The organism is Micromonospora sp. WMMD734, from assembly GCF_049178975.1.
In the GTDB taxonomy this organism is placed as follows: domain Bacteria; phylum Actinomycetota; class Actinomycetes; order Mycobacteriales; family Micromonosporaceae; genus Micromonospora; species Micromonospora wenchangensis.
Genome location: NZ_JBMHMK010000001.1, coordinates 3667240 through 3687095, shown reverse-complemented (window position 1 = coordinate 3687095; position 19856 = coordinate 3667240). Strand labels below are relative to the sequence as shown.

Below are 19856 nucleotides of genomic sequence, written 5' to 3'. Positions count from 1 at the left end.
CCGCGCGGTTGGGAGGTTCGATGCTCGCTCAGCAACGGCAGAACGCCATCCTGGAGCTGATCCGGCAGCGCGGCGGGGTGCGGGTCAGCCACCTGGTCAGCCGGTTCGGCGTCTCCGACATGACGATCCGCCGCGACCTGGAGGTGCTCGCCGAACGAGGGCTGGTCGACAAGGTGCACGGCGGGGCCACCCTGGCCGGCCCCGGGTCCGCCGAGGAACCCGGCTTCGCCGCGAAGTCGGTCCGCCAGCAGGACGAGAAACGGGCCATCGCCGGCCGGGCCGCCCGGATGGTCGAGCCGGGGATGGCCGTCGCGCTGTCGGCCGGCACCACCACCGCCGCGCTGGCCACCCTGCTCGGCGACGTACCCGGGCTGACCGTGGTGACCAACTCGATCCCGGTCGCCGACGCGCTCTACCAGAACCCGCGCGTCGACCAGACGGTGGTGCTGACCGGCGGCATCCGTACCCCGTCGGACGCGCTGACCGGGCCGGTGGCCGAGGCGGCGATCCGTACCCTGAATGTGGATCTGCTCTTTCTCGGCGTGCACGGGATGAGCCCGCGCACCGGGTTCACCACCCCCAACCTGCTGGAGGCGGCGGTCAACAAACGGCTGATCGGGGCGGCCCGGCACCTGGTGGTGCTGGCCGACCACACCAAGTGGGAGACCATCGGCATCGCCACCATCGCCCCGCTTGCCGAGGCCGACCTGCTGATCACCGACGCCGGGCTGCCGGCGGACGGCCGCCGGCAGATCGGCGAACAGGTCGGTGAGCTGGTCGTCGTCGAGGTCGACTGACCCCGGCTCATCAAACGGGGTCGCACGGCCCGTCGTGGTCGGCCCGCGCCCGGCAGCGCCGCCGGTCCGGCATGATCCGGTCACAGAACACCCACCGTCGTACGTGCTGGGCATCCTCGGCGGACACGGTGGCCCCGGCGACCTCGACCCCCGGCACCAACGCCAACGACCGCGCCAGCGCGTACGCGAACCGCAACGCCTGATCCTCGGTCGTGACCGTCATGGGCAGGTGCAGCACGTAACGGGGACCGGTCGTCGGCCCGTCGCTCAGCACGGGGGACGGTTGGCCTGGGCGCTGCGGCGGTCCCGCAGCAGCCGCTTGAGCCTGGTGTTCTCCTCGGTCAGCCGGGTCACCTCCCGATGCAGGCTGGCCAGCTCCAGCGCGAGGCGGAGCAGGAACCGGCGCACCTCCCGGCGGGCGAAACCACGACGGCCGAAGCCGACGGTGGGAAACTGGTGGTCGCGGACCAGGACCGGATGCAGCCGGGCCGGCAGGGTGCCGTCGTCGCGGATCATTCGTCGCCTCCTGGCGGGTACGGGGTCGCGGGAACCCACGCCGCCGTGATAGGTATTCAGCAAGTCGGTCGGAGCCGGAAATTCGGCTTCATGTTGAGACCCGACGAGATCCGGTATGCGGCTGCCACCCGCGAGGCCGGCTTTCGTCACCTTCTCGGCTGTTGGCACAGCCGCGGTTACTGCGCTTGCACCGGGCGTCCCCGGGGGCCGGTGATCACCCTCACCCGAAGGCCACATTTCCAGTGGGCTGGAACTGGAGCAATGGTTCCTTCGCGGGCCTCGTCAACTTTTTCGAGAGGTGGATCATGCCGCACAAGCCGTTCATACGGACCCTGCGCGCGCAGTGGCTCGGCCAACAACTCCGCGCCCTCCGGGAGGAACGCGGGATGACCTTGAAATTGGTTTCCGAACACCTGCAACGTGACATGTCCGCACTCGGCCGCTACGAGCGGGCGGACTGGCCGATCCGCAAGGGCGACGTCGTCGCACTGCTCGACCTCTACGGCTTCCACCACGCCGCCGAGCGGGCCCGCCTGCTGGCGCTGGCCGAGGACGTGTGGCGCACCGACCGCTGGGACGAGGACTACGGCGACGTCGTCGACTCGTCCTTCATCGAGTACCCGTGGTTGGAGAGTCGCGCCGACAAGGTGTGTTGCTTTCACATGACCCTCGTGCCGGGGCTGCTCCAGACCCGGGCCTACGCCGAGGCGGTGATCCGGAACGCGGCGGAGCCGGAGGCGTCCGAGTCGATGATCAACCGCTGGGTCGAGCTACGGCTCTCGCGCCAGGAAGTTCTCTCCAAGGAGCGACCGCTCACGATCCATACCGTCATCGACGAATCCGTCGTGCGTCGCCGTGTCGGTGGTGCCCAGGTTCTTCGGGACCAACTCGCACACCTGGTGAAACTCCAGGCCCTACCGCAGGTTCGTATCCAGATCATGCCGTTCTCGGTCGCCCTCCACCAGGGACTCGATGGCACGTTCTGGATCTTCCATTTACCCGAGCCGTATCCTGCGGTCGCCTACGTCGAATCCCTCGGCGGCCGGCTCTACATGGAGTCGCCCAAAGCCGAACGCTTTCTCCGTGCGTACGATCGATTGTCGAAGTCCGCACTCAGCAAGGACGAGTCGACCGCCCTGATGGGGGCCATTGCAGAGGAGTTGGCATGAACGACGCTATGCCCGAGGTCGCCTGGCACATCAGCACCAAGAGTGACAGCAACGGCGGGAGTTGTGTGGAGGCGGGGCCGTTGCTCGACGGCTCGGGTCGGGTGGCCGTGCGACACAGCAAGGCGCGTGACGCGGCGACGATCGTCTACACGGCTGACGAGTGGACGGCCTTCGTCGGCGGCGTCAAGGACGGCGAGTTCGACTTCGCCAACGCCTCCCACTGAACGTCGGCTCCGGGAGGATCTTGGTGATTTCGGCCCTCCAGGGGGCCATCTGCCGCCAAGATCCTCCGCCGCCGTGGTATCGCGGTGCGCCTGTCCGTAGTGAGGTTGGCCAGCACCGCGTAGCACATGTGCTACGTTGGTCTTATGCATGAGGTGGGGCTTCGGGAGATGCGGCAGAACGCCAGCGACCTGGTGCGTCGTGCGCAGGCGGGTGAACGTTTGACGATCACCGTTGCCGGCCGTCCGGCAGCCGTGCTCGGCCCGGTCAGCCCTCGGACCTGGCGGGAGTGGGACGACCTCGCCGGGGTGTTCGACCAACCTACGGACCCCGCCTGGGCAGACGATCGGGATCTCTTGGACGGTGTCGTCACCGACCCGTGGGCAGAACGGTGAGTCGGGGCATCCTCGACACCAGCGTCCTCATCGCCAACGACGTAACACCGATCCCGGGTGAGCTGGCCATCAGCGTTGCCAGTCTTGCCGAACTCCAATTCGGTGTCCTGGTCGCCAAGACCGCCGAGGCGAGGGCACTCCGGTTGGCGCGGTTGAGTGCTATCCAGCGCCGATTCGATCCGCTGCCCATCGATGACGTGATCGCCGACAGCTACGCACGACTGGCTGCCCGCGTCGTCGAAGCCGGCCGTCAGCCGCGCGCCAGAGTGATGGATCTGCTCATCGCCGCGACCGCACACGCCCATGACGCCGCCGTCTACACCCGCAACGCCGGCGATCTCGCAGGACTCGAAGACCTGATCACGATCCGCACCATCTGACTGACCCGGTGATCTGACAACGTTGCCGTCATCCGGACTTGTCCTGGTGGAGCGCTCGGCTGGCCTCGATGTGGGGGACGTGTTCGATGGCCCAGCCGGCGAGGGCCAGCGCGGGCGGGATGAGGCTCTTGCCGGTGGGGGTCAGCGCGTACTCCACCCGGGGCGGTACCTCCGCGTACGCCGTCCGCGACACCAGGCCGTCGCGCTCCAGGTGGCGCAGGGTCAACGTCAACATGCGCTGGGAGATGCCGGGTATCTGCTGGTGCAGCTCGGTGAACCGCAGCGCGCCCCCGTCGAGGGTCGCCACGATCAGCAGCGTCCATTTGTTGCAGATGCGGTCCAGGATCGCCCGGATCGTCCGGCCGCCGTCGCCCCGGATCATGCAGGTGTGTTCGTACTGCGACATGACCACCCCCTGTGCCTTACGCACACCCGTGTGCCTTTTGTAAGCCCCCCGATAGTGACACATGATGTGGCTAGTTCCTTCTCGTAACCATTGGGTTCAGAGCTGGAGGGCCCGTCATGACACTCGCCTACTGGATCGTCGCCGCCCTGCTTGCCGTCTTCTATCTCTACGCCGGGGGCAAGAAGGTCGTGCAGAGCCGGGAGCAGTTGCAACCGATGATGGGCTGGGTCGACCGCGTACCCATGCCGTTGGTCCGGACCATCGGGGTGCTGGAGGTTCTCGGCGCGGTCGGCCTGGTCCTGCCGCCGCTGACCGGGATCGCACCCTGGCTCGCGGTCGCGGCGGCAGTCGGGTTCGTCCTGATCCAGGTCGGCGGTATCGCGGTGCACCTGTCCCGGGGCGAGACCCGCCAGATCGGGCTCAACATCGTCCTGCTGGTGACCGCCGCCGTCGCCACCTGGCTGGCCACCGTCTGGGTCTGAGCCGGACGAGGTCGTCCGCTCGCCGACGCGCCGCCTACACCAGGCAGAATGCCGGGATGGCACTCGACAGGTCCGGGAAGTTGTGGCGCGGGGAGAACGTCGACGACCTCGCCGAATACCTCCGCTACTTCGCGGCCGGCGGCTACCCGGTCGACACGGTGGTGGAGTCTCGGTGTGCCGGGTGCGACGGCCGGGCCTTCCGCGTCGACATCGACGAGGAGGAGGCGACCCGGCGGACCTGCCTCGCCTGCGGCGCGGTCGCCTTCATCGGCGACAGCGCCGACTACTGGGTCGAGGCCGGTCACGACTCCTGCTCCTGCCCCTGCGGGGGTGAGGAGTTCGCCGTCGCGGTCGGCTACGCGCTCGGTGCCGACGGCGAGGTGCGCTGGGTCAGCGTCGGCCTGCGATGCCTCGCCGACGGCACGCTCGGCGTCTACGCCGACACGAAGATCGACTATCTCCCGTCACGCCACCTCCTCGACCAGGCGTGAGCCGGGCGGCCCGTCCAGGGCACGGAGCAGCGCCGGCAGGCCGCCGTGCACGAGGGGGAGGCCACCCAACTCGCTGAGCCCGACCCAGGCGAGATCGTCATGCTCGTCGGGCGCACGGTTGGTGGGGGAGCCGAGCCAGGCTCCGACGTGCCACACACCGACGTGTACGGCGTCCTCGCCGCTGCCGGACCGCAGGTCGCCCAGCCGGGAGCAGGACTCCGCGACGATTTCGACGCCGACCTCCTCGCGCAGCTCACGGGCGAGGGCCTGTCGATCGGACTCGCCCGCCTCGACGTGGCCCCCGGGCAGATCCCACAGATCCGGGTACGCCAGGCGGGCCGGACTGCGGTGCACCAGCAGGACCGCGTCGTTCACCACCAGTGCGCCGCAGACGACGATGTGCATGCCGGGATTCGAACACAGGGGTGGGACAGTCGGGCCGTGGTCGGGTCCGGCCGTACCAAATTCGGTGTCGTCGGCGTCGTGACGCCCGGTATCCCGGGCAGATGCGTGAAGAGGTGCTTCCCGGCGGTAACACCACGGGTGCCGTGTTGATCGACGGTGTCGTCCACAAGCGGGCGTCGCGGTGGACGACCACCGAGGCCCTTCCGGCCAGCTTCTGGGCGTGATCCTGACCGGCTTCCCCGACGGCGGGCCGGCGTCGGTCGCGTCACACGGTCGACGCCGGCCCGCCCCCCGTTCGCCGGCTCGTCAGGAGCGGGCGCGCTCCGAGGTGACCGGGGTGGTGAAGAACTCGGCCAGCGCGTCGACCAGGTGCTGCGGTGCCCGGTTGAGCGCGTCGTGACCGGCGCGCGGCACCACCAGCGTGCGGGCGTGCGGCAGTGCCCCGGCCAGCGCCTCGTTGATCGGCCGGTAGTAGGGCGGGCCACTGCCGCCGCAGGCCAACAGCACCTCGGCGGTGACGCCGGCCCACCGCTGCGGCGAACTGTCGTGGTGCTGGATCAGCGCGCTCTCGTCCAGGGTGGACGGCAGCAGCTCGCCCATGCCGCGCCCGATCGGCGTACGCAGGAACAGCCGGCAGATGGCCACCTGGACGGCCAGCGGCAGGCGCGACGTGGCCGACTGGGTGTTGAGGCCGGCCCCGGTGATCGCCATGGCGCGGGCGATGTCGCCCGCGTGTGCCGCCGCGCGGGCGGCGGGCACCCAGTCGAGCGGGAACAGGCTGTTGACCTGCACCGCCGGGTCGTAGAGGGCGAGCCGGTCGATCGGCAACCCCCGGGCGGCGGCGCGCAGGGCCACGAAGCCGCCGCCGCTGTGGCCGAGCACGTTGCCGACCCCGGTGGCGGCCAACAGTGCGGCGAGGTCGTCCACGTCCTGCTCGCCGTCGTAGGGCTCGGCGCGGGCCGCCGCGTCGTCCCGCCCGCGGCGGTTGTAGAGGTGCACGGTGAACCGGTCGGCCAGCCGCAGGGCCAACCGGCGGTAGATGCCGATGGTGACGCCGCCGCCGTGCACCACGATGATGCCCGGCCCGCTGCCGGTGGAGTGGAGCACGATCTCGGCGTCGTCGGCCGCCGGTACCCGCTGCACGGTCCAGTGCTGTTCCATCTCGTCCTCCCCGACATCGAAACCGCGAACGGCGTTTGCAGTTTTAGAGTGTAGCGGTGACCTCACCCGACGAGCCAGCGCGTCCGCCGATCTGGTCCCGGCCGGCCCGGGGGCAGCGCGGTCCCGCGCCGTCGCACTCCCGGGACGAGATCGTGGCCGCCGCGATCGCGGTGGCCGACGCCGACGGCATCGGCGCGGTCTCCATGCGGGCGGTCGCCGCCGCGCTGCACACCGGCGCCGGCTCGCTCTACCGCTACCTGTCCTCCCGCGACGACCTGCTCGACCTGATGGTCGACCGTGCCGCGGGTGAGCTGTGCCCCTACCCGGAGGCCGGCGACGACTGGCTCGACACCATGCTGCGTCTCGCCCGTCGGCAGCTCGACCTCTACCGGCGGCACCCCTGGCTGGTGGCGGTCCTGCCCCGGCCGACCGCCCCCGGCCCGCAGAGCCTGGCCTGGTTCGACCACTGCCTGTCCGTCCTGCGGCCGGTGCCGGCGGCGACCACCACCAAGTTCGAGGCGATCGCCATGATGACCGGGGTGACGTCGCTGTTCGCCCGGCAGGAGACCGCCGCGCCGCCGGTCGGCTTCACCGGCATCGACCTGGCGGCGTACCCGAACCTGGCCGCCGCCATCACCGACCCGTCACCGTCCGCGCCCCGCGACCTCTTCGCCACGACGGTGCGCAGCGTCCTGCGTGGACTGCTCGTCGACCACGCCGGTTGAGGTGGGCTGACGCCCGACGGTCAGCTCGTCTACGGTCCATGGGTGACACCTCCGCGGGTCAAGACGCCGTCCACGTCGTACCGACCCGGCCGGACGGCGGGCAGGCCGTCCATGGTCGCGCTGGTGCTGCTGACCGGGGTGGGACCGTTCGCCACCGACGCGTACATCGCCGCCCTGCCCGAACTGCGGCGCTCCCTGGACACCAGCGCCACCATGGCGCAGCTGACCCTGACCGCGTTCATCATCGGCGTGGCCGCAGGTCAGCTCCTGCTCGGCCCGGTCAGCGACATCCGGGGCCGGCGCGGCATCGTCCTGGTGAGCACCGTGAGTTTCGCGTTGCTGTCGCTGCTCTGCGCCGCCGCCCCGACCGCCGGGGTGCTGGTGCTCGCCCGGCTCGGGCAGGGGATCGCGGCCGGCACCGGGGTGGCGCTGGGCCGGGCGATGGTGACCGACGTGTGGCAGGGCGACCGGGCCGCCGCCCGGTTCGGCAGCATCGCCTCGGTGACCTTCCTCGGCCCGGTGCTGGCACCGGCGGTCGGCGGGGTGATCCTCGACCACGGCACCTGGCGTACCGTCTTCCTCGCTCTCACCGGGCTGGGGGCGGCGATGGCGGTGGCCGCGCTGGTCGGCCTGCCGGAGACGCTGCCCGCGCACCGCCGGCACGACGGTGGCCCGCGTGCGGCGCTGTCACGGATGGCCGGCCTGCTGCGGGACCGGACGGTGCTCACCAACCTGATCGTGCTCTGCCTGGCCATCGCCGGCTTCTTCACCTACATCGGCGGCTCGGCGTTCGTCTTCCAGACCGCCTACCGGGTGGACGAGTCCCGCTACACCCTCATCTTCGCCACCAACGCCGCCGGCATGGCCGCCGCCGGGCTGCTGTTCCGGGTGCTGGTCAGGCGGCTCGGCGCCGGCCGGCTGCGGGCCGTCGGGCTCGCCGCGTCCACGGTGGCCACCCTCGTGCTGCTGGTCGTCGCCCTGGTCGACCGGCGGGCCGGGGGGCCGCTTGCCGTGCCGTGGACGCTGCTCGCCGTGGTGGTCGCCGGCATGGGCCTGACCCTGCCGGCCAGCACCGCGCTGACGCAGGAGGCCGGCCGGCGTTCCGCCGGCACCACCGCCGCGCTCCAGGGTGGTCTGGGTTTCCTCGCCGGTGCACTGGTCACGCCACTCACCGGTCTCCTCGGGTACGCCACCCTGCTGCCCATGGCCTCGGCCATGGCGGTCTTCTTCGTGGCGGCCTGCGCGGCGCTGATGCTGCTGGCCCGCCCCGGTGTGCCCTTTCAGCCACTTCACAGTCCTGGCGGTTAGGGTGCGCAGGGTAACCGTGCGTGCTCCACGGTGGAGTACGCCGACCGTGAAGCGGGAGTTCCGATGGTCTTCAAGAAGATGCTGAGCGCGTTCGGGGTCGGCGGGCCCAGCGTCGACACGGTCCTGGCCAACCCGAACACCCGGCCCGGCCTGACCCTCGACGGCAACGTGAACCTGATCGGCGGGGACGCCCCCGCCAACATCGAGCAGATCGGCATCGGCCTGGTCACCCGGGTCGAGATCGAGGGCGGCGACAGCGAGTACGCAGGCGTCATGGAGTTCCATCGGATGGTGGTCAGCGGCCCGCTCCAGCTCGCCCCCAAGCAGCAGCTCGCCATCCCGTTCCAGTTCCCGGTGCCGTGGGAGACCCCGATCACCGACGTCTACGGTCAGCGTCTGCACGGCATGACCATGGGTCTGCGGACCGAGCTGGCCATCGCCCGGGCGGTCGACAAGAGCGACCTCGACCAGGTCAACGTGCACCCGCTGCCGGTGCACGAGCACATCCTCGGCGCGTTCCAGCAGCTCGGTTTCCGGTTCAAGCACGCCGACCTGGAGCGGGGCCACATCCGGGGCTCGCAGCAGACGCTGCCGTTCTACCAGGAGATCGAGTTCTTCGCCGCGCCCCAGTACGCGCAGGCCATCTCCGAGCTGGAGCTGACCTTCGTGACCAGCCCGCACGGCGTCGAGGTGGTGCTGGAGTGCGACAAGCGGGGTGGCTTCCTCAGCTCCGGGCACGACGTGTTCGGCCGCTACACCGTCTCGCACGCCGACGTCGACCGGATCGACTGGGTGCGGGTCGTCGACGGCTGGCTGCGCGAGACCACCGCCACGTACGGCAACCTGCGCGCCTCCTCCGGATACGGCGCCCCCACCCACGGCTACCCGATGCACGGCCACGGCCACGGTCACCACGGCCGGGGGCCGGGAATGGGCGGCGTGGTGGCCGGCGCGGCGCTCGGTGTCGTCGGTGGACTCGTCGCCGGTGAACTGATCGAGGACGCCTTCGAGGGCGACGACGACGGTGGCGACTTCGGCGACGACGAGTGAGCTGAGACCGCGCCCGACGCCGGGCGGGCCGCCGAGCGGCGGCTGACATGGACCAGCGATGGCCCCCGGGAGGAATCCCGGGGGCCATCGTGATCAGCAGCTCACGCTGCTGGGATCAGCCGGGTCAGCGACGACCCTTGCGCTCCGCGCCGGAACGCCGCGCCGAACCCGCCTTCGCCAGGCCCCGGCTCACCAGGTAGGCGCCGGTCAGGGCGGTCAGGAACCACCACGCCTGCGTCGGGTTGTTGATGTTCAGGCCGTTCGTCGCGGTGCCGCGCCAGAAGGCGGAGATCACCACGACCGCGACCGCGGCGGCGTAGACCCAGAACTCGGTGGTCAGGAACGACTGCTTGGTCTCCGTACCCGGAGACGGCATCGGTTCCCGGTGCCCGTCGTGCATCGCCGGCATCTGCCGGGTCTGCTCGTTCATCATGGCGTTGCGCTGGACGGTGTCCTGCATCGGCCGGTTCATGGGCCTGGTGGATGCAGCCTGCGTGCTCATCTGGTCCTCCTCAGGATTTGATGAGTACCTGCAACTCCCTCGCCCCGCTACCGCGGTCGGCCACGGCACGGTTCACCTGCTGTGGCGGGGGCACCCCGGGTCTACCCCCCGCCGGTGAGCAGGTAACACCGGCTCCGGCCGGAATTTCGTCGCCCGCCGGGTCCGCGTCGCGGTGCCCCGACCGTGGTACGCGCCGCCCCGGCCGGCCAAGGGCTGTGGTGTCCGGCCGGCCAAGGGCGGTGGTGTTTGGTGGTGCGGCCCCCGGGCACGCAGTGGGTTCCGTCGAGACCCTGTGAGGTGAGGAACGTGCGCGACGACGACAGGATGCGGGAGTCCACCCGTCAGGCCGAGGAACGGCTCACCGCCGGGGCGTACGCTCCCGGAGCCCTGGACGAGGTGACGGTGCCCCGGATCGACGTGACCCGGGCCCTTCAGGAGGACGACCCGGACGACGTGGCCCACGTGCCGGTCGACCCGGAGGTGCTGCGCGACGGCGGCCCCACCCGGGGCCAGGGCGCGCTGACCACCACCGGAGGCACGGCCGGGCCGGCCAGCGTCAGGCGGGTGGCCCGGCAACCCGAACGGCACCCGGGCACGGTGGCCCCGACCACCACCGGTGACGCCACCACCGGCGGGCTGAGCACCCCAACCGGCGGCCCGGTCAGCGACCAGTCCGCCAGCGCCGTCGAGATCGGCGACTTCTCCGACGACTGACGTCGGCCGCCGTCGACGCCCCGGCGGCCGGGTCGGAGGGGCCCGCCCCCCGACCCGGCCGCACGGTCAGCCGGCGGGGCGCAGCACGCCCAGGCGGCGGGTGGCCCGGGTCAACGCGACGTACAGGTCGCTGCGTCCCCGGGGTGACTCGGCCACGATCCCGTCCGGGTCCACCACCAGCACCGAGTCGAACTCCAGCCCCTTGGCCTGGCCGACGGTCAGCAGCACCACCCGGCTCTCCAACTCGGGCTGCTCGCCGACGGCCGCCTCGGGCAACGCGGCCAGCAGCACACCCGCCAACCCGTCGGCCCGCCCGGCCGGCACGATCACCCCGAGCCGCCCCCCGCCGTCGCCGGGACGGCCGTCCGCGTCGCCCCCGGCCAGCTCGGCGGCCTCCGCACGGGCCGCCGCGACCAGTTCCGCGCCGAGCCGGTCCGCCGCGACCGTCCGGTCCCACGGCGGCACGCCGCTGTGGCGTACCGACCGGGGTGGGCGCAGCGCCGGGTCGATGCCGGCGAGCACCTCGGCGGCCACCGCCATGATCTCGGCCGGGGTGCGGTAGCTGACGGTCAGCTCCTCCAGCCGCCAGCGCCGCGCCACGTACGGCTCCAACGCCTCGGCCCAGGACGGCGTGCCGGCCAGCGCGCCGGTCTGCGCCACGTCCCCCACGATCGTCATCGACCGGCTCGGGCACCGGCGCATCAGCAGCCGCCAGGCCATCGGCGTCAACTCCTGCGCCTCGTCGACGATGACGTGCCCGAACGCCCACCGCCGGTCGGCGGCGGCCCGCTGCGCGGTGGTCAACCGGTCGGTCTCCTCCTGCCGCTCCAGCAGCCGGTCGGCGTCGATCAGGTCGGTGACGCCGAGGATCTCACCACCGTCGGCCTCGTCCTCCACGTCGATCGAGCGGGAACCCCTGGCGATCTCCAGCACACCCTCGGCGTACTCGCGTTGGAAGGACCTGATGCGTTCCCGCCGGGCGGCGGCGGCCCGCTCGTCCTCGCCGAGCAGCTCCGCGGCCTCGTCCAGCAGCGGCACGTCGGCCGGCGTCCAACCACCGCCGGCCGGACGGTGCAGCAGGGCCCGCTCGTCGTCGGTGAGCATCGGCGCGGCGGTGGCGAGCCGCTGCGGCGAGGCGTACAGGTCGGCGAGCAGCCGTTGCGGGGTGAGCACCGGCCACAGCTCGTCCAGGACGGCGGTGATCTCCGGTTCCTCCCGCAGCTCCCGGCGGATCTCGGCCCGGTCCGCCTCCTCCAGCAGGTTGTCCCCGCCGAGCGGGTCGGCCCCGATCCGTTCGGCGACCTGGTCGGCGAGGGCGTGCACGATCTCGATGTCGAACAGGGCACGGGCCAGGTTGTGCGGGCGGTCGGTACGCCGGACCCGGTCGCGGGCCTGGCGTACCGTCTCCGGGTCCAGCCGGAGCACCTCCCGTTGGGGCAGTTCGATCTCGATCGGCTCGTCCGGCACCCACTGCCGGTCCCGGACGGCGGCGGCGAGCACCTCGGCCAGCACCGCCCGGCCCTTGAGGGCTGCGGTCCCGGCCGGTTCGGCACGCCTGGCGGTGACCCCGGGGAAGAGGTCACCGGGGGTGCTGAGCAGCACCCCCGTCTCGGCCAGCGCCGGCAGCACCTGCGAGATGTACCGCAGGAACGTCGCGTTCGGGCCGACCAGCAGCACCCCCCGGGTGGAGAGCTGCTGCCGGTGGGTGTACAGCAGGTACGCGGCGCGGTGCAGCGCGACCGCCGTCTTGCCGGTGCCGGGACCGCCCTGCACGACCAGCACCCCGGGCAGGTCGGCCCGGATGATCCGGTCCTGCTCGGCCTGGATGGTCTCCACGATGTCCCGCATCCGGCCGGTCCGGCCGGCGCCGAGCGCGGCGAGCAGCGACGCCTCACCTGTCAGTTCCTCGTGGCCGGTGGGGGAGGCGGTCGCGATGTCCAGCACCTCGTCGTTGAGGCCGGTGACCTTCCGCTCCCGGGTGCGCAGGTGCCGCCGTAACCGGATGCCCTGCGGGTTGGCGGCGGTGGCGAGATAGAACGGCCTGGCGGCGGGGGCACGCCAGTCCATCAGCAGCGGGTCGTAGTCGCCGTCGGTGTCGAAGATGCCGATCCGGCCGATGTAGTGCCGGCTGCCGTCGGCCCCGTCCAGGCGGCCGAAGGCCAGCCCCTGCTCGACCGCCGAGAACTGCTCGACCTGGTCGGCGTACATCTGGACGGCGCTGTCGCGTTGGGAGTGGTCCTGCTGGGTGCCGCCGCCACCGGCGCGCAGTTCGTCGGTGAGCCGCCGGCCGGCCTGCTCGCGCATGGCGTCCAGCCGGCCGTAGAGCATCGAGACGTACTCCTGCTCACGGCCGATCTCGTCGTCGTGTTGTCGCAGCTCGTCCGGGTGCGTTGACAAGCCGTCTCCTCGTCGCTTAGAATCATGCGCGGAATGGCTCTTCAGCCATTCCTTTTTGCATTTCGGGAACTGTTCAAGATACCGCCTGCGGCGTCCCCCCACCAAGCCTCCGCCGTGCCGGACACGACGAACGGGGGCCCGCGCCGGCGCGAGCCGGCCCGGACCCCCGAGGGTCGTGACGTGCGGGATCAGCCCCGCGCGGCCTGGTACAGCCGCTCCGGCGTCACCAATCCGGCGAGCACCCGCCCGTCGTCGGTGAGCAGCACGCTGAACAGTTTCGCGGAGAACAACCGGCCGCTGCCCCAGTCCCCGCTGACCTTCGGCAACCCGTTGAGCAGGTCGAGGGCCTGCGCCGCGCCCGGACCGTCGGCCGGGCCCGGCTTCGCCGCGTCACCGGCCGGCGTCCGCGCCAGGTCCGCCGCGCCGGTCCGCGCCACCAGCACGGTGGTCCAGCCCGTCCCCACCGTACGCAGACCCGCGTCCTCGGCCCCCGGACGCTGCGCGCCCGGCTTGCCGTCCTTGCGGTGCGGGCCGGCCGTGGACCCCGGTCGTCCGGCGGTCTCCTCGGTCACCTTCACCCCGGGCGGCGGGTTGAAGGTGAACTGGTCGGCGTCGGGACGACGGTAGTCGACCTGCGTGAACGCCACCTCGAACGCCGGCTGGTCGGCCCCGTCGGCGAGCACCTCGAACCGCAACGGCACGTGCTCCGTCGCGTCGATGGCGATCCGCACCTGGTGCACCAGGGACGCCTCGTCACGCGGGGTGAGCACCAGCTCGTACGCGTCCCGCCCGGCGACCGTGGCCGACCGGCCGGTGGTCACCAGCGTGCTCGGGTCGACGGCGGCCAACGCCCGCTCGGCGGCATCCTTCGGGGTGACCGGCAACGCGCCCTCCGCCGCCCGCCCGGTCGACTCCGGCAGCGTCCGGTGCGTCGCCGTGTTGGCCTTGCTGTCCCAGGTCCACACGTCCCGGCCGGAACGGATGACGTCCCGCTCGCCGAGGGTGTCGAGCAACGCGACCCGCTGCCGGTCCGGCCCCGAGTACCAGACCCGCAGGGTGTGCGTGCCGGTGAGCAGCGCGGCGTCCCCGCCGGCCAGCCCGGCCAGCGGCGGCAGCCCGAGGTCGGCCCGCTGCACCACGGTGCCGGAGAGCCCGTCCAGCCGGGCGGTCTGCAGGTCGACGAGGAGTTGGGCGGCGCTGCGCGGCGGCAGGGCCGGCTCGGCGTTCGCGGCGAACGTGCCGATCGCGGCACCCCCACCGACGACGGTGACCGCGGCGGCCAGCGGCACCAGCCACCGCAGGGTGGAACGGTTCTTCAGTACGGACATGAGCGCACCTCCTGCGACCATCCTCCCGGTTCACTGCTGTGAGCCCGCTGAGGACGACGTCGCGGCCCGTCGCGTCGAGGTGGCAGGCTGGAATGATGCGGGTGCTGGTGGTGGAGGACGAGGCCCGGCTGGCGGCGGCGTTGCAGCGTGGCCTCACAGCCGAGGGGTTCGTGGTGGACACGGCCGGCACCGGCCCGGCCGGGTTGGACGCCGCCCGGCACGGCGGCTACGACGCGATGATCCTCGACGTGATGCTCCCCGGCCTGTCCGGTTACGAGGTGGTGCGCCGGCTGCGTGCCGACGAGCACTGGCTGCCGGTGCTGATGCTCTCCGCCAAGGATGGCGAGTACGACCAGGCCGACGGGCTCGACTGCGGGGCCGACGACTACCTGACCAAACCCTTCTCGTACGTGGTGCTGGTGGCCCGGCTGCGGGCGCTGCTGCGCCGGGGCGCACCGCAGCGGCCCACCGTGCTCGCCGTGGGGGACCTGCGGCTGGACCCGGCCCGCCGCCGGGTCACCCGCGCCGACGCCGAGGTGGTGCTCACCGCCCGGGAGTTCGCGCTGCTGGAGTACCTGATCCGCCGCCCCGGCGAGGTGATCTCCAAGACCGAGCTGCTCGACCACGTCTGGGACGCCAGCCTGCGGACCGCCCCGAACGCGGTCGAGGTCTACGTCGGCTACCTGCGCCGCAAGATCGGCCGGGACCGGTTGGAGACCGTCCGGGGCGCCGGCTACCGGCTGATCCCGTGAGCCGGCTGCGCTGGTCGGCGCTCGGGCTGCGCGCCCGGCTGATGGTGCTCGGCGTGGCCGGCCTGTCGGTCGGGCTGGCCCTGGGCGGGGTGGTGCTGCTGGTGGCGCTCGGCTGGACGCTGCAACGCACCGTCGACGAGGAGGCGTTCCGGACCGCCGACGCGGTCGCCCGGCTCGCCGGAGAGGACGCCCTGCCCGACCCGCTGCCGGTGGCCGGTGGGCAGCTACGGGTGCAGGTGGTCGACTCCGCCGGGCGGATCCGGGCCGCCTCCATCGACGCCGACCGGCTGGTGCCGATGGTCCGCCCCGACCAGCTCACCGGCACCGGCCGGCAGCGCACGGTGGTGCCCGGCCAACGGCTCGGCTGGGAGGGGCCGGTACGCGTGGTGGCGGTACCCGCCCGGTCGGCGGGGGAGCCGGTGACCGTGCTGGTGGGCCGCTCCACGGTGGACGTCAGGCACGCCACCCAGGCCGCCCGTACGGTGCTGCTGGTCGCCTTCCCGCTGCTGGTGGGGCTGCTCGCGGTGGTCGCCTGGCGGGTGGTCGGGGCCACCCTGCGCCCGGTCGAGGCGCTGCGCAGCGGAGCCGCCGAGATCACCGGGCGGGACGCGGCCGGCCGGCTGCCCGTACCCGCCTCCCAGGACGAGATCCACCGGCTGGCGGTCACCCTCAACGACATGCTCGACCGGGTGGCGGCGGCCCGCGCCCGGCAACGGTCGTTCCTCGCCGACGCGGCACACGAACTGCGCAGCCCGCTGACGAACATGCGCACCGAACTGGAGGTGGCCCAGCGCCTCGGCGACCGTACCGACTGGCCTGCCGTCGCCGCCGACCTGCTCACCGACACCGAACGGCTGGGCCGGCTCGTCGACGACCTGCTCCTGCTCGCCCGACTCGACGAGCAACCGGCACAGCAGGTCGACCACCTCGGCGCGGCGGAGCCGGTGGAACTGGGCGCCCTGCTCACCGAGGTCGCCGCCCGCTGGCCCGGCCCCACCTCCGCCGCGGTTCCTGCTCTGCTGCCGGGCGGCAGCGTCGTCGCTGCGGCGGAACCTGCCGTGCCGCCGCAGGCCGCCCTCGCGGCGGATCCGCCATCGCCGCCGGAGTCCACCGCCGTCGGGTCGGGGCCGGCTGTGTCGCCTGGGGTTACCGCCGTCGGGTCGGGGCCGGCTGTGTCGCCTGGGGTTACCGCCGTCGGGTCGGGGCCGGCTGTGTCGCCTGGGGTTACCGCCGTCGGATCGGGGCCGGCTGTGTCGCCTGGGGTTACCGCCGTCGGGTCGGAGCCGGCTGTGTCGCCTGGGGTTACCGCCGTCGGGTCGGAGCCGGCTGTGTCGCCACAGGTCACCGTCGTCACGGCGGCAGGTCCGGTGTGGACCGTCGGCGTCCCCGACGAACTGCGGCGGGTGCTGGGGAACCTGGTCGACAACGCCGTCCGGCACGCCCGTACCCGGGTGGTGCTGGCGGTCGAGCCGACGGTCGACGGGGCGTACCACCTGGTGACGGTGACCGACGACGGGCCGGGAATCCCGGTCGCGGACCGGGAGCGGGTGTTCCGCCGGTTCGCCCGGCTGGACGAAGGGCGGGCCCGGGACGCGGGCGGCGCCGGACTCGGCCTGGCCATCGTGCGCGAACTGGTACGCCGGGGCGGTGGCACCGTGGACCTCGACGACGCCCACCCCGGCCTGACCGTCCGCCTACACCTACCGGTCCTCCCCGACCCCGACTGACCGCCCCCCTCCCTCCACACACCCACGCGCTCGTGGCCCCCGCCCCACCCGCTCATGTTGATCAAGAGGTTTGCGTCACTCCACGCCGCTCGGGCTGACGCAAACCTCTTGGTCATCCGGCTGGGCGGGGTGAAGGGGGCGGTGATCAAGGGGTTTGCGTCACTCCCGCCGTTCGGGTTGACGCAAACCTCTTGATCATCCGGCTGGGCGGGGTGGATGGAGCGTGATCAAGAGGTTTGCGTCAGGAGTTTCGCTGGGGGTGACGTAAACCTCTTGATCAACATGAGCGGGTGGGGCGGGGTGGGGCGGGGCTGGGTGGGGTGGGGATGTGGGCGGGTGGGGGTGGGTTAGCGGCGGGTGGTGCAGACGCGTTTGGCTCGTGCGACCACGTCGGTGGACCAGACGACGGCGACGGTGAAGCAGTAGTTGGTGGTGCGGTCCAGGCCGTGTACGACGAAATTGTCGGTACCGGGTGGGAGGGTCTGGAAGGGGCGCGGGTCCTGGCCGGCCTGGGCGGCGGAGAGCACCACGGGGCCCTCGCTGCCGGCCGGGTACGTCCAGGTCAGGGTGATGCCGTCGGGTCGGTCGCGTAGCGTCACCCGCCCGGGTGGGGTGCCCGGTGAGGCGGGTGGGCCGGCGTTCGGCGTGGCGGCGGTCGGGGCGGCTTCGGTCGGCGCGGCGGGCGGTGGTGCGTCGGAGCCGCCCACCTGGGACACCCCGGCGATCACCGCGACCGCGCCCAGCAACACCACCGCCACGCCGGCGGCCACCAGCGGTACGGCACCCGGGCGGCGTCGGGGCGGGGCGTGTCGGCGTGGCACCAGCACGGGCAGCAACCGCGACGGGTCCACCGGCGGCTCGGCCGGCGTGACCCGGCGGACCCCGGCCGCCTCCTCGTCCCGGCGGCTCTGCGACAGCGGCGGGGCATAGCGAGCGTCCCGCCAACCGTCGGGTGTGGACCCGTTCGCCCCTGCTGCGGCCTGCTCGGGCGGCCAGTGTCCGCCCTCGTCGATCCGCCCCGCCCCGGCCGGGTAGTCCGCCCCGGCCGGATAGCCCGGCCCGCCGGGACGACCGGACCCGCCGGGATGGCTTGACCCGCCGGGATGGCCGGGCCCGCCGGATCGACCGGGCCCGCCGGACTGATCTGGCGCGCTGAAGTGATCGTGCCCCGTTGGGTAGCCGGATTCGGGCGGATAGCCGGGCCCAGGCGAATGTGCCGGTCCGACCGGACGACCCGCGCCGACCGGACGACCCGCGCCGGCCGGAGAGCCCGACTCGGCCGGGTGGCCCGATGCCGGGTAGTCGGAGCTCGGGTAGTCGGAGGTCGGGTGACCTGGGGTCGGGTAGCCGCTGCCGGCCGGGTAACCGGTATCGCCCCGGTAGCCGGCATCGCCCGGACCGTCGCCGGCCCGGTAGCCGGCTCCGCCGGGCTGACCGTCCCAGGGGCCGTATCCGCTGTCGGCGGGGTAGCCGGGGCCGGGGCGGGCGGCGTCCGGTGGGTAGCCGGTGTCGTCGGCGGGCATCCGCTGGCCGGGCACCGTCGGCGGGTACGCATCGTCGGGTGACGCCGGGCCGGCCGACCAGGGCGGCAGGTCGGGTGGACCCTCTGCGGGCGGTGGGGTACGGGCGGCCGGCACCACCGGCGTGCCACGCTCGGGGGTGGGCTCCTCGTCGCAGACGTGGTCCGGGTCGGCGGCTGCCCGGGCCAGGGCCGCCACCTGCCGGGCGAGCGGGTCGTCGGCGGCGAGGTGTTGGCGGGCCAGCTCGCGGGCGAGGGCGAGGTTGTCGTGCGCCTCGTCGAACCGGCCGCAGTCGCGTTGCATGGCACCGAGCCGGGCGAGCATCTTGATGCCGCTGGCGTGGCCGTCGCCGTACACCTCGCGGTGCAGTTCCCAGGCGTCCTGGAGACGTTCGCGGGCCTCGGAGCACTGACCCCGGGCGTACTCCACGGTGGCCAGGTCGGCGTGTGCGGCGAGGACGCGCAGCGACTCGGGACCGTCCCAGGCGGTCAGTTCCAGGATCACCTCGGAATAGAGGCGGGCGGCGCGGGCGTCGCTGCCGACCCGGTGCAGCACCGCCGCCAGGGTGGCCGCCGTGGAGATGGTCCGCTGGTCGGAGATGCCGTACAGCCGGCTCGACGCCGCGTACGCGAAGGCGGCCCAGCCGCGCGCGGAGTGCGGTTCGCCGAGGGTGACCAGCAGTCGGGCCTGGAGCCCGGCGGCCTCGGCCAGTTCGGGGGAGGCGTGGTCGGGGCGGGGGTCCGCGTCGGTCAGCGCGTCGGCCAGCAGCCGCTGGGCGCCGACCAGGTCGCCGGCGGACACCAGGTGCTGCGCCTGGAGGGTCAGTTCACCGAAGCCGGAAGACACGCCCCATCGTGCTTGGCCGGCAACGGTTAGTACAACCCTTGCCGGTCGGCAACTTGGTCAAGAACCGGTCAGGTGGGCGACCAGCGTCTCGCTGATCCGGCGCAACTGGTCGACCTGGGCGGGGCTGAGCGCGTCGAACAGGTGCCGGCGTACCCCCTCGACGTGGCCGGGCGCGGCGGCGGCGAGGGTCGCGAAGCCGGCGTCGGTGAGCACGGCGATCTGCCCACGCCGGTCGGTGGGGCAGTCCTCGCGGCGCACCCAGCCGGCCGTCTCCAGCCGGGCCACGGCGTGCGACAGCCGGCTGCGTGAGGAGCCGGTGAGGTCGGCCAGGTCGCTCATCCGCAGCTGCCGGTCGGGCACCTCGGAGAGGCGGACCAGGATCTCGTAGTAGGCGTGCGGCATCCCGGCGTCGCGTTGCAGCTCGCGGTCGAGGGTGTCGCTCAGCGCCCGGGAGGCGGTCAGGAAGGCACGCCAGGTCTGCTGCTCGTCGGGGTCCAGCCAGCGGGTCATGACGACCATCATATCCGGAATAGTTGAACGCTCAACAAAACCGCGCTAGCGTG

24 protein-coding genes are annotated in these 19856 nt (G+C 72.6%); 14 read left to right on the top strand and 10 right to left on the bottom strand.

The window, feature by feature from the left end; all coding sequences use genetic code 11:
• The first annotated feature begins 20 nt into the window (after positions 1–20).
• On the top strand, positions 21–797 hold the full coding sequence (locus ACN267_RS15545; RefSeq protein ID WP_088642199.1) for a DeoR/GlpR family DNA-binding transcription regulator: 777 nt from the start codon (positions 21–23) through the stop codon (positions 795–797).
• Between the two features lie 10 nt (positions 798–807).
• On the opposite strand, the gene ACN267_RS15540 is transcribed toward ACN267_RS15545, so the two are convergent.
• Complete coding sequence (locus ACN267_RS15540; protein ID WP_421488998.1) at positions 808–1020, bottom strand: hypothetical protein; 213 nt, start codon at positions 1018–1020, stop codon at positions 808–810.
• Positions 1021–1064: 44 nt separating this feature from the next.
• Complete coding sequence (locus tag ACN267_RS15535; RefSeq protein WP_421488997.1) at positions 1065–1313, bottom strand: DivIVA domain-containing protein; 249 nt, start codon at positions 1311–1313, stop codon at positions 1065–1067.
• Positions 1314–1618: 305 nt separating this feature from the next.
• Between ACN267_RS15535 and ACN267_RS15530 the strand changes: the two genes are divergently transcribed.
• The 4 genes from ACN267_RS15530 (at position 1619) to ACN267_RS15515 (ending at position 3479) form a co-directional block, all read left to right on the top strand.
• Positions 1619–2482, top strand: coding sequence for a helix-turn-helix domain-containing protein (locus tag ACN267_RS15530; RefSeq protein WP_421488996.1), 864 nt, complete (start codon positions 1619–1621; stop codon positions 2480–2482).
• Positions 2479–2706, top strand: coding sequence for a DUF397 domain-containing protein (locus ACN267_RS15525; RefSeq protein ID WP_421488995.1), 228 nt, complete (start codon positions 2479–2481; stop codon positions 2704–2706). Before ACN267_RS15530 ends, ACN267_RS15525 begins: the two co-directional genes overlap by 4 nt.
• 144 nt (positions 2707–2850) lie before the next feature.
• The gene (locus tag ACN267_RS15520) at positions 2851–3099 is read left to right on the top strand and encodes a type II toxin-antitoxin system Phd/YefM family antitoxin (RefSeq protein ID WP_204957158.1); all 249 of its coding nucleotides are present in this window, start codon (positions 2851–2853) and stop codon (positions 3097–3099) included.
• On the top strand, positions 3096–3479 hold the full coding sequence (locus ACN267_RS15515; RefSeq protein ID WP_204957159.1) for a PIN domain-containing protein: 384 nt from the start codon (positions 3096–3098) through the stop codon (positions 3477–3479). Before ACN267_RS15520 ends, ACN267_RS15515 begins: the two co-directional genes overlap by 4 nt.
• Positions 3480–3507: 28 nt before the next feature.
• On the opposite strand, the gene ACN267_RS15510 is transcribed toward ACN267_RS15515, so the two are convergent.
• Entirely contained in the window at positions 3508–3885 is a 378-nt protein-coding gene (locus ACN267_RS15510; protein ID WP_088642232.1) for a winged helix-turn-helix transcriptional regulator, read from the bottom strand.
• 116 nt (positions 3886–4001) lie between these two features.
• Here ACN267_RS15510 and ACN267_RS15505 point away from each other — a divergent pair, with 116 nt between their 5' ends.
• Together ACN267_RS15505 and ACN267_RS15500 are read left to right on the top strand one after the other, a co-directional pair.
• Positions 4002–4367: a DoxX family protein gene (locus tag ACN267_RS15505; protein WP_421488994.1), complete on the top strand. Its 366-nt coding sequence runs from the start codon at positions 4002–4004 to the stop codon at positions 4365–4367.
• Between the two features lie 56 nt (positions 4368–4423).
• On the top strand, positions 4424–4858 hold the full coding sequence (locus ACN267_RS15500) for a hypothetical protein (RefSeq protein WP_421488993.1): 435 nt from the start codon (positions 4424–4426) through the stop codon (positions 4856–4858).
• On the opposite strand, the gene ACN267_RS15495 is transcribed toward ACN267_RS15500, so the two are convergent.
• Positions 4832–5263, bottom strand: coding sequence for an NUDIX domain-containing protein (locus ACN267_RS15495; RefSeq protein ID WP_421488992.1), 432 nt, complete (start codon positions 5261–5263; stop codon positions 4832–4834). The two genes, ACN267_RS15500 and ACN267_RS15495, sit on opposite strands and share 27 nt — an antisense overlap.
• Positions 5264–5364: 101 nt before the next feature.
• Between ACN267_RS15495 and ACN267_RS15490 the strand changes: the two genes are divergently transcribed.
• On the top strand, positions 5365–5487 hold the full coding sequence (locus ACN267_RS15490; RefSeq protein ID WP_255553776.1) for a hypothetical protein: 123 nt from the start codon (positions 5365–5367) through the stop codon (positions 5485–5487).
• An 82-nt stretch (positions 5488–5569) separates the two neighbouring features.
• Here ACN267_RS15490 and ACN267_RS15485 read toward each other — a convergent pair whose 3' ends face one another.
• Positions 5570–6424, bottom strand: coding sequence for an alpha/beta fold hydrolase (locus ACN267_RS15485; protein ID WP_421488991.1), 855 nt, complete (start codon positions 6422–6424; stop codon positions 5570–5572).
• A gap of 56 nt (positions 6425–6480) precedes the next feature.
• Between ACN267_RS15485 and ACN267_RS15480 the strand changes: the two genes are divergently transcribed.
• The 3 genes from ACN267_RS15480 to ACN267_RS15470 all read left to right on the top strand — a co-directional run bounded on the left by ACN267_RS15480 (position 6481) and on the right by ACN267_RS15470 (position 9507).
• Positions 6481–7149, top strand: coding sequence for a TetR/AcrR family transcriptional regulator (locus ACN267_RS15480; RefSeq protein ID WP_421488990.1), 669 nt, complete (start codon positions 6481–6483; stop codon positions 7147–7149).
• 42 nt (positions 7150–7191) lie between these two features.
• A complete protein-coding gene (locus ACN267_RS15475; RefSeq protein WP_281899392.1) occupies positions 7192–8457 on the top strand; it encodes a Bcr/CflA family efflux MFS transporter in 1266 nt (421 codons plus the stop codon).
• Between the two features lie 63 nt (positions 8458–8520).
• Complete coding sequence (locus ACN267_RS15470) at positions 8521–9507, top strand: sporulation protein (RefSeq protein WP_421488989.1); 987 nt, start codon at positions 8521–8523, stop codon at positions 9505–9507.
• 124 nt (positions 9508–9631) lie between these two features.
• Here the strand turns inward: ACN267_RS15470 and ACN267_RS15465 are convergent, their stop codons facing one another.
• Entirely contained in the window at positions 9632–9916 is a 285-nt protein-coding gene (locus tag ACN267_RS15465) for a hypothetical protein (protein ID WP_176739158.1), read from the bottom strand.
• A 399-nt stretch (positions 9917–10315) separates the two neighbouring features.
• Here ACN267_RS15465 and ACN267_RS15460 point away from each other — a divergent pair, with 399 nt between their 5' ends.
• Complete coding sequence (locus ACN267_RS15460) at positions 10316–10723, top strand: hypothetical protein (protein ID WP_421488988.1); 408 nt, start codon at positions 10316–10318, stop codon at positions 10721–10723.
• A gap of 66 nt (positions 10724–10789) precedes the next feature.
• On the opposite strand, the gene ACN267_RS15455 is transcribed toward ACN267_RS15460, so the two are convergent.
• Together ACN267_RS15455 and ACN267_RS15450 are read right to left on the bottom strand one after the other, a co-directional pair.
• Positions 10790–13051: a HelD family protein gene (locus tag ACN267_RS15455; protein WP_421490428.1), complete on the bottom strand. Its 2262-nt coding sequence runs from the start codon at positions 13049–13051 to the stop codon at positions 10790–10792.
• 257 nt (positions 13052–13308) lie between these two features.
• Entirely contained in the window at positions 13309–14448 is a 1140-nt protein-coding gene (locus ACN267_RS15450) for a LolA family protein (RefSeq protein ID WP_281899387.1), read from the bottom strand.
• A 95-nt stretch (positions 14449–14543) separates the two neighbouring features.
• Here ACN267_RS15450 and ACN267_RS15445 point away from each other — a divergent pair, with 95 nt between their 5' ends.
• The gene (locus tag ACN267_RS15445; RefSeq protein WP_204957345.1) at positions 14544–15200 is read left to right on the top strand and encodes a response regulator transcription factor; all 657 of its coding nucleotides are present in this window, start codon (positions 14544–14546) and stop codon (positions 15198–15200) included.
• Positions 15197–16927 carry an ATP-binding protein gene (locus ACN267_RS15440; protein WP_421488987.1) on the top strand — a complete coding sequence of 577 codons (1731 nt, stop codon included), beginning with the start codon at positions 15197–15199 and terminating at the stop codon, positions 16925–16927. The genes ACN267_RS15445 and ACN267_RS15440 overlap by 4 nt, the downstream gene beginning before the upstream one ends.
• Positions 16928–17274: 347 nt before the next feature.
• On the opposite strand, the gene ACN267_RS15435 is transcribed toward ACN267_RS15440, so the two are convergent.
• Both ACN267_RS15435 and ACN267_RS15430 read right to left on the bottom strand, forming a co-directional pair.
• Positions 17275–19293 carry a tetratricopeptide repeat protein gene (locus ACN267_RS15435; RefSeq protein ID WP_421488986.1) on the bottom strand — a complete coding sequence of 673 codons (2019 nt, stop codon included), beginning with the start codon at positions 19291–19293 and terminating at the stop codon, positions 17275–17277.
• 57 nt (positions 19294–19350) lie between these two features.
• The gene (locus ACN267_RS15430; RefSeq protein WP_281903144.1) at positions 19351–19812 is read right to left on the bottom strand and encodes a MarR family winged helix-turn-helix transcriptional regulator; all 462 of its coding nucleotides are present in this window, start codon (positions 19810–19812) and stop codon (positions 19351–19353) included.
• Between the last annotated feature and the right edge of the window lie 44 nt (positions 19813–19856).

Excerpts from the sequence above, each read along its gene's own strand:
- ACN267_RS15510 (WP_088642232.1), bottom strand. The coding sequence starts at position 3,885 with ATGTCGCAGTACGAACACACCTGCATGATCCGGGGCGACGGCGGCCGG.
- ACN267_RS15485 (WP_421488991.1), bottom strand. The coding sequence starts at position 6,424 with ATGGAACAGCACTGGACCGTGCAGCGGGTACCGGCGGCCGACGACGCC.
- ACN267_RS15430 (WP_281903144.1), bottom strand. The coding sequence starts at position 19,812 with ATGGTCGTCATGACCCGCTGGCTGGACCCCGACGAGCAGCAGACCTGG.
- ACN267_RS15445 (WP_204957345.1), top strand. The coding sequence starts at position 14,544 with ATGCGGGTGCTGGTGGTGGAGGACGAGGCCCGGCTGGCGGCGGCGTTG.
- ACN267_RS15545 (WP_088642199.1), top strand. The coding sequence starts at position 21 with ATGCTCGCTCAGCAACGGCAGAACGCCATCCTGGAGCTGATCCGGCAG.
- ACN267_RS15520 (WP_204957158.1), top strand. The coding sequence starts at position 2,851 with ATGCATGAGGTGGGGCTTCGGGAGATGCGGCAGAACGCCAGCGACCTG.
- ACN267_RS15455 (WP_421490428.1), bottom strand. The coding sequence starts at position 13,051 with ATGCTCTACGGCCGGCTGGACGCCATGCGCGAGCAGGCCGGCCGGCGG.
- ACN267_RS15495 (WP_421488992.1), bottom strand. The coding sequence starts at position 5,263 with ATGCACATCGTCGTCTGCGGCGCACTGGTGGTGAACGACGCGGTCCTG.
- ACN267_RS15540 (WP_421488998.1), bottom strand. The coding sequence starts at position 1,020 with ATGACGGTCACGACCGAGGATCAGGCGTTGCGGTTCGCGTACGCGCTG.
- ACN267_RS15505 (WP_421488994.1), top strand. The coding sequence starts at position 4,002 with ATGACACTCGCCTACTGGATCGTCGCCGCCCTGCTTGCCGTCTTCTAT.
- ACN267_RS15500 (WP_421488993.1), top strand. The coding sequence starts at position 4,424 with ATGGCACTCGACAGGTCCGGGAAGTTGTGGCGCGGGGAGAACGTCGAC.
- ACN267_RS15465 (WP_176739158.1), bottom strand. The coding sequence starts at position 9,916 with ATGCCGGCGATGCACGACGGGCACCGGGAACCGATGCCGTCTCCGGGT.
- ACN267_RS15490 (WP_255553776.1), top strand. The coding sequence starts at position 5,365 with ATGCGTGAAGAGGTGCTTCCCGGCGGTAACACCACGGGTGCCGTGTTG.
- ACN267_RS15450 (WP_281899387.1), bottom strand. The coding sequence starts at position 14,448 with ATGTCCGTACTGAAGAACCGTTCCACCCTGCGGTGGCTGGTGCCGCTG.
- ACN267_RS15530 (WP_421488996.1), top strand. The coding sequence starts at position 1,619 with ATGCCGCACAAGCCGTTCATACGGACCCTGCGCGCGCAGTGGCTCGGC.
- ACN267_RS15470 (WP_421488989.1), top strand. The coding sequence starts at position 8,521 with ATGGTCTTCAAGAAGATGCTGAGCGCGTTCGGGGTCGGCGGGCCCAGC.
- ACN267_RS15525 (WP_421488995.1), top strand. The coding sequence starts at position 2,479 with ATGAACGACGCTATGCCCGAGGTCGCCTGGCACATCAGCACCAAGAGT.
- ACN267_RS15535 (WP_421488997.1), bottom strand. The coding sequence starts at position 1,313 with ATGATCCGCGACGACGGCACCCTGCCGGCCCGGCTGCATCCGGTCCTG.